Origin of the sequence: Methanobrevibacter arboriphilus (assembly GCF_019669925.1) — an archaeon.
GTDB lineage: Archaea > Methanobacteriota > Methanobacteria > Methanobacteriales > Methanobacteriaceae > Methanobinarius > Methanobinarius arboriphilus_A.
In genome coordinates this window covers 365096-380210 of sequence record NZ_AP019779.1, presented here as the reverse complement: position 1 = coordinate 380210, position 15115 = coordinate 365096, and the positions used below count along the sequence as shown (strand labels likewise).

Annotated in this window: 16 protein-coding genes and 2 pseudogenes; all 18 read left to right on the top strand. The window is 23.8% G+C overall.

From position 1 onward, the window contains the following. The first annotated feature begins 237 nt into the window (after positions 1 to 237). The 18 genes and pseudogenes from MarbSA_RS01560 (at position 238) to MarbSA_RS01480 (ending at position 14721) form a co-directional block, all read left to right on the top strand. The gene (locus MarbSA_RS01560; protein WP_054835362.1) at positions 238 to 783 is read left to right on the top strand and encodes a 50S ribosomal protein L15e; all 546 of its coding nucleotides are present in this window, start codon (positions 238 to 240) and stop codon (positions 781 to 783) included. A gap of 521 nt (positions 784 to 1304) precedes the next feature. After that, positions 1305 to 1733, top strand: coding sequence for an RNA-binding protein (locus MarbSA_RS01555; protein ID WP_221061703.1), 429 nt, complete (start codon positions 1305 to 1307; stop codon positions 1731 to 1733). A 72-nt stretch (positions 1734 to 1805) separates the two neighbouring features. Then, entirely contained in the window at positions 1806 to 2570 is a 765-nt protein-coding gene (gene rnp3, locus MarbSA_RS01550) for a ribonuclease P protein component 3 (protein ID WP_054835771.1), read from the top strand. Between the two features lie 154 nt (positions 2571 to 2724). Then, positions 2725 to 2910: pseudogene (locus MarbSA_RS10465) on the top strand (Rpp14/Pop5 family protein); the annotation flags it as partial. Further along, complete coding sequence (locus MarbSA_RS01545; RefSeq protein WP_348531744.1) at positions 2893 to 3225, top strand: Rpp14/Pop5 family protein; 333 nt, start codon at positions 2893 to 2895, stop codon at positions 3223 to 3225. The pseudogene MarbSA_RS10465 and the gene MarbSA_RS01545, both read left to right, overlap by 18 nt. 789 nt (positions 3226 to 4014) lie before the next feature. Then, entirely contained in the window at positions 4015 to 4788 is a 774-nt protein-coding gene (psmA, locus tag MarbSA_RS01540; protein WP_221061701.1) for an archaeal proteasome endopeptidase complex subunit alpha, read from the top strand. 673 nt (positions 4789 to 5461) lie between these two features. Continuing rightward, positions 5462 to 6160, top strand: coding sequence for a ribosome assembly factor SBDS (locus tag MarbSA_RS01535; RefSeq protein WP_221061700.1), 699 nt, complete (start codon positions 5462 to 5464; stop codon positions 6158 to 6160). Positions 6161 to 6421: 261 nt separating this feature from the next. Further along, positions 6422 to 7144, top strand: a pseudogene (gene rrp4, locus MarbSA_RS10305) (exosome complex RNA-binding protein Rrp4); the annotation flags it as partial. Positions 7145 to 7719: 575 nt separating this feature from the next. Next, positions 7720 to 8430 (top strand): exosome complex exonuclease Rrp41, encoded by a 711-nt coding sequence (gene rrp41, locus MarbSA_RS01525; RefSeq protein ID WP_082398005.1) that lies wholly within the window; start codon positions 7720 to 7722, stop codon positions 8428 to 8430. Positions 8431 to 8450: 20 nt separating this feature from the next. After that, the gene (rrp42, locus tag MarbSA_RS01520) at positions 8451 to 9245 is read left to right on the top strand and encodes an exosome complex protein Rrp42 (RefSeq protein ID WP_042704067.1); all 795 of its coding nucleotides are present in this window, start codon (positions 8451 to 8453) and stop codon (positions 9243 to 9245) included. A gap of 407 nt (positions 9246 to 9652) precedes the next feature. Further along, a complete protein-coding gene (gene rpl37A, locus MarbSA_RS01515) occupies positions 9653 to 9922 on the top strand; it encodes a 50S ribosomal protein L37Ae (protein ID WP_042704065.1) in 270 nt (89 codons plus the stop codon). Then, positions 9923 to 10054, top strand: coding sequence for an Rpo12/RPC10 RNA polymerase subunit family protein (locus MarbSA_RS01510; protein WP_042704063.1), 132 nt, complete (start codon positions 9923 to 9925; stop codon positions 10052 to 10054). Positions 10055 to 10412: 358 nt separating this feature from the next. Next, complete coding sequence (locus MarbSA_RS01505) at positions 10413 to 10928, top strand: Brix domain-containing protein (protein ID WP_054835070.1); 516 nt, start codon at positions 10413 to 10415, stop codon at positions 10926 to 10928. A 134-nt stretch (positions 10929 to 11062) separates the two neighbouring features. Continuing rightward, entirely contained in the window at positions 11063 to 11356 is a 294-nt protein-coding gene (locus tag MarbSA_RS01500; RefSeq protein WP_231493755.1) for a KEOPS complex subunit Pcc1, read from the top strand. A 575-nt stretch (positions 11357 to 11931) separates the two neighbouring features. Beyond that, positions 11932 to 12282 carry a prefoldin subunit beta gene (locus MarbSA_RS01495; protein ID WP_042704062.1) on the top strand — a complete coding sequence of 117 codons (351 nt, stop codon included), beginning with the start codon at positions 11932 to 11934 and terminating at the stop codon, positions 12280 to 12282. A gap of 242 nt (positions 12283 to 12524) precedes the next feature. Next, on the top strand, positions 12525 to 12809 hold the full coding sequence (locus MarbSA_RS01490; protein ID WP_054835880.1) for a DUF3194 domain-containing protein: 285 nt from the start codon (positions 12525 to 12527) through the stop codon (positions 12807 to 12809). Between the two features lie 61 nt (positions 12810 to 12870). Next, positions 12871 to 13323, top strand: a complete 453-nt coding sequence (locus MarbSA_RS01485; protein ID WP_054835879.1) for a GNAT family N-acetyltransferase — start codon at positions 12871 to 12873, stop codon at positions 13321 to 13323. A gap of 675 nt (positions 13324 to 13998) precedes the next feature. Next, positions 13999 to 14721, top strand: coding sequence for a hypothetical protein (locus MarbSA_RS01480; RefSeq protein WP_042704056.1), 723 nt, complete (start codon positions 13999 to 14001; stop codon positions 14719 to 14721). Positions 14722 to 15115: the final 394 nt, after the last annotated feature.

The window sequence follows — 15115 nt, the reverse complement described above, 5'->3', positions numbered from 1 at the left end:
GATGGTGTGTTAATTATAGGTATTTTAATTATGGATATATTAATTAAGTAATTAATACAATCTAGTAATTAATCGTGATTACTATAATGTATTAAATTGTAATTAATATGTTATTTAATTAATATTATAATAATTGATGGAATATTAATTACTATAATAATCTATTAATTAATAAATAAACTCTTTTTGGGATATAATCCCTGGATGTGGCTTAATTGCTGAACAAGAGGTGTAATAATGTACAAGTATATTAGAGATGCATGGAAAAATCCTGATAAGTCTTATGTAAGAGAACTTATGTGGGAAAGAGCTCCAATTTGGAGACGTGAAAAAGTAATTCAGAGAATAGACAGACCTACAAGAATCGATCGTGCTAGATCCCTTGGATATAAAGCTAAGAAAGGTTATATTGTTGTTAGAACTAGAGTACGTCGTGGTGGAAGGAGAAAAACTCGTTTTACTGCAGGTCGTAGACCAAAACGTATGGGTGTAAATAAGATAACTCCTTCAAAATCTATCCAAAGAATAGCTGAAGAACGTGTAAGTAAAAAATACCCTAATATGGAAGTTTTAAACTCTTACTGGGTATGGTCTGATGGTAAATTCAAATTCTTTGAAGTTATTTTAGTAGATCCACAAAGTCCTTCTATTATCAATGATCCTAAAATTAATTGGATTTGCGAAAGTCAACACAAAAATAGAGCTCTTAGAGGTTTAACTAGTGCTGGTAAGAAAGGTAGAGGACGAAAAACAAGAGGAAAAGGTTCTGAAAAGAGACATTAATAAAACAAGTTATTTCTTGTTTTAATTTTTCTTTTTTATTCTTTTTTGCTTATTTTTTTTCATTGTTCTTTTATTCTTTTATAATTATTTTTATTCTTTTTTTAAGATTATTTCATTGTTCTTTTTTATTTTAAAAATATTATTCAAATATTTATTTTTTTATATTATTTCTATTCATATTTAATTATTTTTACCAAATATTTTATATTCTATCTAAATATTTTATCATTATTTTTCCTAATTTTTTAGTATTTTCTTATTTTTTTATTTTTATAACCTAATTTGAGTATTTTTTAGAAATCTTAATATGTTAATTTTGATATAATATAATATTAAGAATAATATTTAATATATGAGATATTAAGTAAACTATAAATTAATATATTCATTAAAAATTCAGTTATTTATTAAAACATTTAATAGAAATTTATTAAAATATTAATTATAATACTAATTAATATTGATTATAGAATAAAATTTATCATGTATACATAATTCAAATTGTTTTTGTGTTGATTAAAATGATTCATAATATTAGATATAGATTGTTTGTTTATGCAGATGAAAATGAAGAAGAGCTATTGCAAGGATTAAAAAATCTTCTTCCAACAGCTAAACCAGACCGTGAATTAGCTGAAGGCATACTTGAAGATGATATTGTTATTTTATCTGGAAAGATTGAGAGAAAAAGAGAAACAAAAGATTTTTTTAAAAATCTTTTAGATATGGATAAAAAATCATTGTGTAAGTTAAGTGATGATTTAGAAAGAAAAGTTGATAAAAATGGAAATCTATTCCTCCGATTTTCTAAATCTTCAGCTTGTGAAGAAAACTGGGAGATTTGTGATACTGGTGATTCAATTCATCTTAAAATAAAAGTTGCAGCTTACCCTGCTAAAAAAAATGTAGCTATATCTCTTTTGAATGATGTATTAGATGATTATATTTAATTATTATAAGATTAAATTTAATTATTAGTAGTAGTGTTATCTATAAATGAATTATCTAAAATGAGGTGTTTAATGAAGTTCCATGATTTAAATTTAAAAGGAAAGAATTATAAACTTGATAAAGATTTGATCTTGGATGCTTATAATTTAGGATGGGATTATGTTAATCTAAATTATTCTACTGAGAATTTTAAAAAAGCTATTAATTATAAAAATGAATTAAATCAAGAAATAGATGAAATAATAGCTAATTATCAAAATGAAAATAAAATCAACAGTGAAAATAAATTTGAATTTGAATTTGGGCTTGAAATTAATCCTAAAAGTCAGAATGAATTATATAAACTCTCTAAAAAATATAGGAATGAATCTAAATATATTTCTGTTTTAGGAGGAGATTTAACTATAAATCGGGCTGCTTGTGAAAATAGGCAAATTGATGTTCTTTCAAGACCTTATTTTAGAAATCGTAATTCTTGTGGAATTAATCATGTTTTAGCTAAAGAAGCTGTTAGAAATAATGTTGCTATTGAACTTTGTTTTAATGATATTTTGTCTAGTTATTTAAGTTTTAGGGCAAAAATAATGGCTCATTTTAGAGAAATTATTAAATTATATAACAAATTTAGATTTCCTTTAATAATAACTTCTGGTGCATCATCAATTTGGGAAACAAGATCTCCTAAAGATATTTTTTCTGTTTTTAAAAATTTTGGTCTTTCTCAAGATGATTTAGATTTATGTTTAGATGATTATCCTAATCAATTGATTGAATTTAACAATGAAAGAGAAAATATGATTGTTCTTGGTGTTAAAAAGATTAATAATGATTATTAGATTAGTTATAGGTGGTTCCTCTAATTATTTAGTCTAAATAACATTATTTATAAATAAATAACTAAGTTTATATGGATTTATAATAATTTATAATAATTTATAATAATTTATAAGGATTTATAAGGATCTTTGAAGATTTATAGGATTTATGAATATGAAATTAAAAATATTACCTCCTACATTACGTATTAATAATAGATATTTAGTATTGGATATAAAGTCAGAATTAAAAATTTCAAAAGATGAATTGGTTTCAGCTATTTGGTATGCCTGTTTAAGATTATATGGTGAAATAGGAACTAGTGATTTTAATCTTTGGTTAATGAAGTTTTATGATATTAGTAATTATTCTTCAAATCATTATAAAATAGATAATAATATCAATAATAGTGATATTGATACTGATATCAACAATAATAGTAATAACAATAATAATAAAGTTAATACTAATAGTATTAATAATTTTATTAATTATGAAGAAGAAGAGCCTTCGTATTACCATTTTAAAGTTGTTCTTCGTTGTAAAAGAGGTTGTGAAGAGAAAGTTCGTGGAAGTTTAGCATTATTATCTAATTACAATAATAAAAAAATAGCTATAACAACTATAGGTATATCTGGAACTATATCTTCATCAATAGAAAAGTTTATTAAGTAAGTTGCACATATCTATAAAAGGATAAAACATAAGAAAATATCTATCACTAAATCATGGAGGTTTAGTTTAGTTTTCAATTTGGATTTTTAATTTAAACCATATGTGCTATATTTTGATAAATGCTTTATAATTAATGCATTTAATAGTATATATTACTAAATATTATGTTTATCATTATGTAATATATTATTATATATTATTCAATTATTTAAGTATGATTTTGAGTTGTTTGCTATTATTAAAAGATATAAAAAACTTTTTTAAAAGAAATTTTTTTATAAAAATTAAAACATAAAGTAAACTAAAATAAAATTAAAGTCAATATAATTAAAGATAATATATTTAATTAAAATTCACATGTTTTAATTAAAGATTAATATAATTTAATTATTATTAAAAACTTAATAGATTAAAACAAATCTAGATTTTATTCAATATAATATTTATTTTATTATATAGATTATTAAATATAAATTATTAATATAGCTTATAATAATTTAAATTATCATACTTTATTATAATAAATGATATATTATGAAAATAATTTAAGATAATTATAAAAATAATTTAATAAAATTTAATAAAAATATTTTATATAAAAAAAATATTTTATTATTAAATGATCTATTATTAATATGATTTGTTATTATATAATTCATCAATAATCCAATTGGTTGGTAATATAATTGATTGATAATTAATATTTTACTGATTATTGTTAGTTTATTAATTAGAATTATAAATAATAATTAAAAAATAACTTTGCTAAAAAACGAGAGGTATTAAAATATGCAACCTTTACAAAATGCTGGATATGATAGGGCTATCACTGTCTTTAGCCCAGATGGAAGACTATTCCAAGTAGAATATGCAAGAGAGGCAGTAAAAAGAGGTACTACTTCTTTAGGTGTAAAATCAAAAGAAGGTATTGTACTTTTAGTAGATAAAAGAACTACAAGTAAACTTGTAGAATCCAAATCTATTGAAAAGATCTTTCAAATTGATGACCACATAGGTGCAGCTACATCTGGATTAGTAGCTGATGCAAGAGCATTAATTGAAAGAGCAAGAATGGAATCTCAAATTAATAAAATTACTTATAATGAACCAATAAGAGTTGAATCTTTAGCTAAAAAGATTTGTGATATGAAACAAATGTATACTCAAAATGGTGGTGTACGCCCATTTGGTTCTGCACTTATCATTGGTGGAGTAAATAAAAACGGATGTAAACTCTTTGAAACTGATCCTAGTGGGGCATTAATTGAATATAAAGCAACTGCTATAGGATCTGGAAGATCTGCTGCTATGGATGTTTTTGAAGAAAATTACAGAGAAGATATGACTATTAATGAAGCAATTGATTTAGCTCTTGATGCTGTCTATGAAGCTACTGAAGGTAAAACTACAGTTGAAAGTGTTGAAATAGCTGTTATTGACAAAGAAACTAGAAAATATAGAAAAATTTCTGACGAAGAAGTAGCAGTTCATGTTGAATCACTTATTGCAAGAAAAGATACTGATGATAATATTGAAGAAGAAGAAATTGAGGATGAAGAATAATTGAATAGTAATTCAATTTTTTAATCCTTTTATTATTCTTTGTTTAAATTCTTTATTTAATAAACTTCTTGATCTTAAGATTGTTCATTAATTAAAGTATTATTCTTTAGTAATCATTTAGTGATATAATTTAGTAATATCATTCATTAATATTCTTTAGTCTAATATTTAATTAGATTTATAAGGTTTTATTTGTTAATTAGGCTATTACTCATCTAATTAATCTATTATTTAGTTTAATTAAGTTTTCATTTAGTTTAATTGTTTACTTAGTTTAATTGAGTTAACTAATTTAATTGAGTTAATTAGTTTAATTAATTATTGATTTATTAGATTTTAATTAATTTATAAAATATAATAATCTTATAGATTCTTAATTGAATTTTAACTTATTTTTTATTCTGATATGAAGATATTCTGATGTGAATTGCTTTTATATTAAATGTTCTTATATGAATATGCTTTCATGAAGATATTTTTATTAATGAAATGGTTGTTTTAGATATTAATTATTATTTGAATTAAAAATCATTTAAATTAAAATTATTTAAGTTAAAAGTTATTTAAGTTAAAAGTCATTTAAATTAGAGATTATTTAAATTTAAGATTTTTAGTTGGAGATTGTTTAAAATAGAGTTCATTTAAAATAGAATCATTTATTAGAGGAAAAATAATGGTAAATATTGATGAAGCTATTATAGCTAGATTAGAATCTCATGGTGAGAAATTTGAAATTTTAGTTGATCCTGATTTAGCTGCAGATTTTAAAAATCCTGAAAGAGATGATGTGATTATTGAAGACGTTTTAGCTGTTGAAGATATATTTAAAGATGCTAAAAAAGGAGATACATCTCCTGATGATGCAATGATTAAAGTGTTTGATAATACTGATGTTTTAGAAGTTGCAAAAGAGATAATCAATAAAGGACATATTCAACTTACTGCTCAGCAAAAAAGAGATATGCAGGAAGAAAAAAGGTTAATGGTTATTAATAAGATTGTTAGAGAATCTATTAATCCTCAAACTGGCCTTCCGCATCCAGTAAAGAGAATAGAAAATGCTATGGAAGAAACTAAAGTTAAAATTGATCCTTTTAAATCAGTTGATGAACAGGTACAGACTGTTTTAAAAGCTATTAAAATTAAAATACCTATCAGATTTGAGCATGTTAAAGTTGCAGTAAGATTACCTGGTTCAGTTGCTGGAAACGCTTTTTCTATAATATCTAAATTTGGTAAAATATTAAATGAAGAATGGCAACAAGATGGATCTTGGATAGCTGTTGTTGAAATTCCTGGTGGAGTTCAAGAAGACTTTAATCTTAAAATGAACGAGATTTCTGGTGGGGATGCTGAAACTAAAGTTATTTAATAATTATCCTATTAAATTTTTACTAGTTATTAAAACTAACTATCAAAACTAACTATTAAAACTAACTATTAAAGTGAATTATTAAATTATAATAATTATTAAATAATTTTAAAAAGTTCATTATTAAATAGCTTAAAAAAATTATTATTAAATAATTTTGCAAAATTCATTAGTAAATCATTATTAAATAAGAAAAATTCATTATTATATAAGATTTATTTATATTCATAAATTTTATTACCCTATGGGGGCATATTGTACATGATACACGTAGAAGATAAAGAATTAGTTGTTCCAGGACAAATATTAGCTGAAGAGGGCTATTATTCTGGAAGAGGAACTTTTAAAGATGGAAATTGTGTTTGCTCATCTTTAATGGGTTTGGTTTCCCTTAGGAACAAAAAAATTAGTGTAATTCCTCTTAAAAGTAAATATGTTCCAAAAAAAGGTGATGTAGTAATTGGAGAAATTGACGACGTTCGTTTTTCAATGTGGGGAGTAGATATTAACTCACCTTACTCTGGAATATTACCTGCATCTGAAGTTTTTGGAAGAGAAAAAAAAGAATTAAGTAAAGTATTTGATATTGGTGATGTTTTATTTTTAAGAGTTGTTGATGTAGATGAAGTTAAAAAAGTCAAGCTAGGTTTGAAAGGTCGAGGAATGGGTAAATTTAAAGGAGGAATTTTAGTTGATATTACTCCTACTAAAGTCCCACGTTTAATCGGTAAAAAAGGTTCTATGATCAACATGATTAAAGATAAGACTAAATGTAAAATTGTTGTTGGTCAAAATGGACTTGTTTGGGTTAAAGGTGATAAAGGGATGGAACAGATTACCAAGACCATCATAAATTTAATTGAAGCTGAAGCTCATACTTCTGGTCTTACAGATAGGGTTAGGGATAAACTTTATCTTTTAGTTGATGGAAAGCTACCTGAAGAACAAGAAGAGTTTGAAATTACTGCTGATGATTTAGAATCAATAGATCACTCTAATTCTAATAATGGGAAAGCTAATTCTCATAAAAATAATAATAAGAATTATAATAATAAAAACAGTAATAATACTAATAATGGCAATAACAATAATAGAAATAAATTTGATGAAGAAGAAACAGATGTATTAGAAAAGCCAAAACTTGAAAATATTAAAGAAGAAGTTGAAATTGATTTAGAAGTTGATTCTAAAGAAGATGATTCTAAAAACAAAAAAGGTAATTATCTAGATACTTTTAATCAGGTTAAAGCTCAAAATTCATCTAATAATCCTAGTTTAGGTGAAGTTGATAAAAGTGAAGTTAGCTCTCCTACTTTAAAAATTCAAAATTCTTCTAAAAGTGAATCTAAAAATAACCGGATAAAACCAGTTACTAGTTGGAGAAAAAGAAGTTAGCTATGTCTTTAAAGATACTGTATTTAAAAAGTTAATTATCTATCTATTTATTGAATAAAATAATAGTTTATTATAAAATAATAGATTATAAAATAATAATCTAATTATAAAATAATAATTTATTTATTAAATATAATAATAATTTTAATTAAGGGGTGATTCTTATCACTAATAATAGTAAAAGGGATGATGGGCGAGCATATGATGAAATCCGTCCTTTAAAAATTGAAGCAGGAGTACTTGAAAGAGCAGATGGATCTGCTTATTTGGAAGTTGGTGGAAATAAGGTATTGGTGGCTGTTTATGGTCCACGTGAATCTTATATCCGAAGATTATTGAAACCTAACACAGGTGTTATTAGGTGCAGATATAATATGGCACCTTTTTCAGTTGATGATAGGAAAAGACCAGGACCTGATAGAAGGTCAACAGAAATATCAAAAATAACTGCTGAAGCACTCAGACCAGCTTTAATGCTAGAAGGATTTCCAAGATCTATGGTTGATATTTTCATAGAAATTATTGAGGCTGAAGGTGGAACTAGGTGTGCAGGTATTACTGCTGCTTCTGTTGCTTTAGCTGATGCTGGAATTCCTATGAAAGATTTAGTAGTTGGTTGTGCTGCAGGTAAAGTCAATGATGAAATTGTATTGGATTTATCTGAAAAAGAAGATAAAGAAGGTCAAGCTGATGTTCCTATAGCTATGATGCCAAGAACTGAGGAAATTACATTACTGCAGAGTGATGGTGACTTATCTGAGGAAGAATTTGGAAAGGCACTTGATTTAGCTATGGAAGGATGTAGACAAGTGAATAAAGTTCAAATTGAAGCTCTTAAAACAAGGTATGCTCAAGATGCTGGATCTGATAGTTAATTTTAATGTGAGGGATTACTATGAATATTATACCTGAAATTACAAGAGAATGTATTACTGATCTAATTAATAATAACAAAAGAGAAGATGGGAGAGATCTTGAGGAATACAGAGATATTCTTATCGAAACAGGAGTTATATCTAAAGCAGAAGGCTCTGCAAGGGTTAAAATTGGTAATAGTCAAGTCATTGTTGGTATAAAGCCTCAAATAGGTGAACCATTTCCAGATACTCCTAATGTAGGAGTTTTAATGACAAATGGTGAAATGTTACCTATGGCTGATCCGACTTTTGAACCAGGTCCTCCAAGTGAAACATCAGTTGAACTTGCTCGTGTTGTAGACAGAGGAATTCGTGAAAGTGAAATGGTAGATCTTGAAAAATTGTGTATTGTGCCTGGTAAAAAAGTATGGATGCTTTTCATTGATTTACATATAATTGATTTTGATGGAAATCTCTTTGATACTGCTACATTAGCTGTAATGAGTGCTCTTTTGAATACTAAATTACCTGTAGCTAAAATTGTTGATGATGAAGTTGTAATTGATAAAGAATCTACAACTAATTTGCCTTTAAGGGATAAAGAAGCTATGTGTACTTTCGTTAAAATAGGAGAAAAAATGGTTTTAGATCCTTCTTTAGATGAAGAAGCAATTTTAGATGCTAGACTATCAATTGGTATAACTGAATCTGGTAGTATTTGTGCTATGCAAAAAGGTGGAGATCATCCATTAACTAAAGAAGATATTTTAGGGGCTGTTAAAACAGCTTATTCTAAGGTACCTGATTTATTAGAAAAAGTTAATAATGCTTAATAGCTTTTTTAGCTATTTCATCTTTATTTTTTTCATCAAATATTATTATTTATTTTAAAATTTAATTTTTATTAAGATTTAATCTTATTGAGATTTAATTTTTATTAAGGTTTAATTTTTAGCATTGTTTAATTATTATTTAAGCTATTAAAATCTTTATTTATTGATTTCTATTGAAATTTTTATTGTTTTTTTAAATAAAATCTTAGTAGTCTTATTAATACTCATTTGATGAAAAAAATTACTGAAAAACATTAACTTTATATACTATTTAAGACCAATTTATTATATCATATGAATTTTACTAATTAAGGAAAAATCAAAGATTTTTCATATTTATAATTTATACATATTCATAATGGTTATTTTAAAAAAATAATTAATTTTAAGTTTATAAAAGTGATATTATGGCAAGAACAAAAAAAGTGGGAATTACAGGAAGATTTGGAGCAAGATATGGAAGAAAAGCTAAAAGAACTGTAAAATCCATTGAAGAAAACATGAAAAAGAAGCATGTTTGTCCTAAATGTGATAGACCAGCTGTTAAAAGACAAGCTGTAGGAATTTGGAAATGTAGTAAATGTGATACAGTATTTACTGGTGGAGCTTATGTTCCTCAAACTCCAATGCTTAAAACAGCTAACAGAAATATTAAGAGGGTAGTTGGAGGGGACTAATTGTATAAATGTTCTGAATGTGGAACAGAAATTGATCCAAAAAGCTACATGGAAAATAAATGTCCTAAATGTAGATATAGGATTCTTTTCAAAAAAGTTCCAGCTGTTAAAAGAACTATTAAATCAAGATAGCTCTTTTTACTTTTTTATCTTTTTACTGCTAATTTAATTAGCTATTAAATAAGATATAAATAGTTTTATTAATATTCTATTAATTATAACAAAATTTATTAATTATTAGAATAATTTATTAATTTCTATTTTTACCTATATATAGTGTTTTTGTAATTTTATTTTAGAATAGCTTTATTTTAGAATTTTTTAAAAATTCTCTAAACTTTCTTATTTAGATTTAGATTTAGATTTAGATTTAGATTTAGATTTAGATTTAGATTTAGATTTATTGTTAAGAAGTTTATTTTTATTAAAGAATATTTATTAAGGAATATTTATTAAAGAATATTAAGAATATTTATTAAGGATTTTTTTCATGTTAATTTCAACTTCAAGAAAACCATCATCAAAGACTCGTGCTTTTTGTAAAAATCTTTCACATGCTCTAGATACCGATTATGTTAATCGTGGAAAGATGAGTATGAGAGAATTACAGTTAAAGTCTAATAGTCTTGGCTTAGACAACATAGTCCTTGTTTATGAAATGAAAGGAAACCCAAGTAAAATTACTTTTTTTTCTAATGATGGTGAAGAATTATTAGTTATTCTTGGTTCTGTTAATACAACTAATCAACGTTTACATATAAAGACTTCTGAGTTATCTTTTAAGTCTGAAATTCCAGAATTGGATCTTCTTAGTGATATATTTCCCATAAATGATTCTAATGATAACTATAATGAAAATCATATATATGTTGAAAAATTAGAAGATTATGATGATGAATATGATGATATTGAAGATTTCAATAAAAGAATAGGCATTATTCATTTTTATAATAGGGACGGGAATGATACTGGTCTTAAAATTAATATTAGGAAAATCATTGATTAATATTTATATTGATTAATATTGTTGTGTTGGTTAATGGTGTTCTATTGATTAATCATTATTAGATATCTAGTATTAGATATTTATATTAATTTTAAACGGTATAATATATTTTTTCTTAATAGATATTTTTAATAGTGTTTAGTGGAGGTTTTTATATTTCTGAAATTTCTTTTAATGCTTTAAAATCAGTTGAAAGTAATATCGTAATAGATTTAGAAGATGAAAAATTAGCTAAAATTGTCTTTGATTCTATTTTATTGGAATTTGAATCTTCTCCAGATTATAGGTCTAACATGTATATTAATCTAGATAATTCTAAACTTATTATAAGTATCGATTCTGAAGATGCTACTTCATTTCGTGCTTCTATCAACTCTGCTATTAAATGGATTATGGTATCATTAGATGTTAATGATTTAATTAAATGAATATTATTATAATGAGATTATTTATCACTATAATGTAGATAATAATAAATACTATAATAGATATAATTTATTATTATATCTTTTTGTTATATTTTTTATTAAGTCTTTTATCATCTGTAAAAGTTGATTAAAATTAAATATAACATTCAATATTATAATTAAATATTAAATATAAAAATTAAAGGCATATATTAATATTAAACAATATTAACTATTTGATTATTATTAAATATTTAATTAATAATTATTAATATTAATAATACTATCAATAATAATATTAAATAAAAATATTAAATAATAATATTAAATATAAAGTTTATTTGTTAATAGTATTATTATTAAATACAGTTAGTATTATTAAATAAAAAATAATATTGTTGATTAAACCAATATTAGACTAAAAATACAATTTAAAACTATAATATATATTGTATAAAAAACTAATATTATATATAGAACTTTTATTAAAGATAAATATGATTAGATAAAGTAATAATAGATTGAATTCTTTAAACTAATTTTATTTTATTATTCTAGATTAATTTCATTGTTTAATTAAACTAAAAGGTGAAAATATGGAAGTACCTCAAAATATACAACATCAATTAAATCAATTTCAACAATTACAACAGCAAGCTCAAGCTGTAACTGTACAGAAACAAAATGTAGATATTCAGATCCAAGAAACTGAAAGTGCTCTTGAAGAATTAAAAAAGAGTGATGAAAATGCAGAGGTTTTTAAAACAGCTGGAAACTTGCTAATTAAAGTAAATCGTACTGAAATTAATGAAGAACTTGAAGAAAAACTAGAAACTCTTAAATTAAGAGAAAAAACTATGGCTCGTCAAGAAGAAAGAGTTATGAAAAAGCTTCAAGAGATGCAATCTTCAATCCAAGAAGCTATGCAAAATCAAGCTCCTCAATAAATAGTTCAAACTTTTAAACTTTAATAAAATTGTTATTTTTATATTTAAAATATTTATATTTAAATACTTAGAATATTTTTATATTTAAAAACAAATTTCTAATAAGTTTTCATTATTTATTATCATTTTCATTATTTATGGGATGTTTTTAATTTTTATTACTTATTTTTTATTTATATAATTTTATTTACATATTTTTTATTTCTTAAATCTTTAATTAATATTTATTAGGGTGTTTCAATTTGAATAAACTTAAAAAATTATCCCAAGAGGATTTAGACATTATTTCACAGTATTTTTCAGATAAAGCTAATGAGATTATATTATCTAAAGTTCCATCAAAAGAAGTTTTAGATTTTGATCTTCAAATAGATGCTAGTTATGATGATGAAGAGTTAGATATTAATATTGATGTTGATATTGCTCTTGATGAACTTTCTAAAATCAAAAATGATGATATTGAGTTAGCTATTGAGGAAGCTTATAATCAGTTAGATGTTTTTATTGATGAAAATTATAGAGAATAAGCTTGTATAGAATTAGATGATAGCTATTCTTATTATGCAATAACGATATTATGGCTTTTATATGGTTTTAAAAATTGTTTTTACCGATGAAAATAATGAAAATTTTATTAGAATTGATCAAGAACAATCTGATTATTATAATGATCTTCTAGGAGCTATTGCAATTGACTATAGGAATATTTGTCTAGATTATAAAGATCATTTTGTTGTTTTAGTTTTTGATGATGATTTGCCAATTGCATGTGGATCTTTTGTAGAGTACTGTAAAGATACTGTTGAACTTAAGAATCTTTATGTAAAAGAAGATTATAGAAATCAAGGATTAGGAAATACTATTGTTAAAAAGTTAGAAGAAGAGAGTAAAATAGAGGGATATGATTTTATTATTTTAGAAACAAATATTCACATGCCAATAGCTATTTCTTTTTATTCTAAATTAAATTATAATTTAATTGAAAATTATCCTCCCTTTGTTGGCAATGAACTTTGTGTTTGCATGAAGAAAAAATTGTGATATATTTTATAATATGGTTGTAATTTAATCCATTTTATATAGCTTGATTTTTAACTTAATTAAATTATTTAAATTAATCATTAACTTATTTAGCTTAATTATTAAATTAACTAACTTAATTTTATTTTAATTTTATCAATTTCATTTTATAAAATTTCAAGTAAACTTTAAATACTATAAAGTTTATATTATATTTATGGGTCCAACTCCTTAGTTTATCATACATGAACTGTTATATTAGATTTGGGTTTTTCCCTTATCTATTATTAATGGAGTTTTTTATTTTTTTTTTATTTATATTTTGTATTATTTGTATTAATTTTATTTTAATTTTCATCTATTATTTTTATTTGTGTTTTTTATTTAATTGTATTTTTATTTAATTCTATTTTTGTTTATTTGTATTTTTTGTTTATTTATAGTCATTTTTAAGCTATTTTTAAATTTTTATTATGATTATTTATTAAATTTATTGTTATTTATTAATTAACTGTAATTTATCCAATAAATCATAATTCATTCAATAAATATAAATAATTTATTTATTATAGAAATTATTATAATCTATATTATAAAAATCTAAAATTTTTTATAGTAGAACTTACAAAACTTTTATAACAGCATATCTATATTTTATAATACTAATTTTTGACGATAACTATTTTTTGTGATAAAATGAAAAGATCAACTTTGATTACAATTATTATGGCTCTTATATTAATTTTTGGAGCATATTTATGGGGGATGACTCAACTTAGTCTTGTTGAGCCAGTTGGACGTCTTACAGTAACAAAATTAGGAAATCCAGATATGTTCCCAAACCATGGTAATGCTGAAGTACTTGGTGAGTATGCAGCTAAAACTGGTTCAAAATGTGTTTTGGTTGTTCACTATGGGGGAGATTCTAATTATCGTCAGTTTGTTCAGGAAAGTCCTTTATCTTCCTCTGGAGAAGTAAAAGTTTTAGAATTAGCATTTGTTGATCCTTCGACTTATAAAACTTATGTTGATTGGGGAGAAGTTCTTTACACATTTTTATTCGGAATTCCAGAGGACAGATATACTTATAGGGCTGATGGAATATCATTCCAAACTCTTGATGAAGCTTTAGCTTATGTTGATCAAGAAGCTAAAAATTATGGTCAAGAAGGACCTATTCCTATGTTTTATCATGGAACTGTTCGAGCTGAAGGTCCTTATCTTAATCCTGGCTGTGGATTTCCACTTTATACTCAGATTTCTTGGAAACAATATGGTCGTTTCGGTGCATATTATTATGTTGCAAAAGGATTGATTTGGCCTTATTTATCTAATAGGTATTACCCTTATGAAATTAGTCATTTATCTGACTTACAAAGATTATATAATGAGGGTAATCTTGATTATACGGTTACTTAATACTTTCATGATCAATCTACTTTTTTAATTGATTTTTAATACTTGTTAATACTTTTTAATAATTTTTTATAATTTTTTATAATTTTGTTATTATTTTTATAAATTTTAATATTTTTATTATTTTTAATATTTTTAATTTTTTAGTTTTTTTTATTTCTATATTTTTTATATTTTTAGTATAACCTAAACATTTATATATGATGAAATAATAATATAGTACTAGTTTAGGCTTACCTAAATTTAATAGATTTTATAATACAATTTTTGTTCACCTAACTTTACCTAAAAATTTATATACTAAATACTAGAAATATAAAATTGTCTTTAGGTATTCCTAAATAAGAACTTTCATTTAGGCATTCCTAAATATAAATAAATTTAGGTATTATCAAAT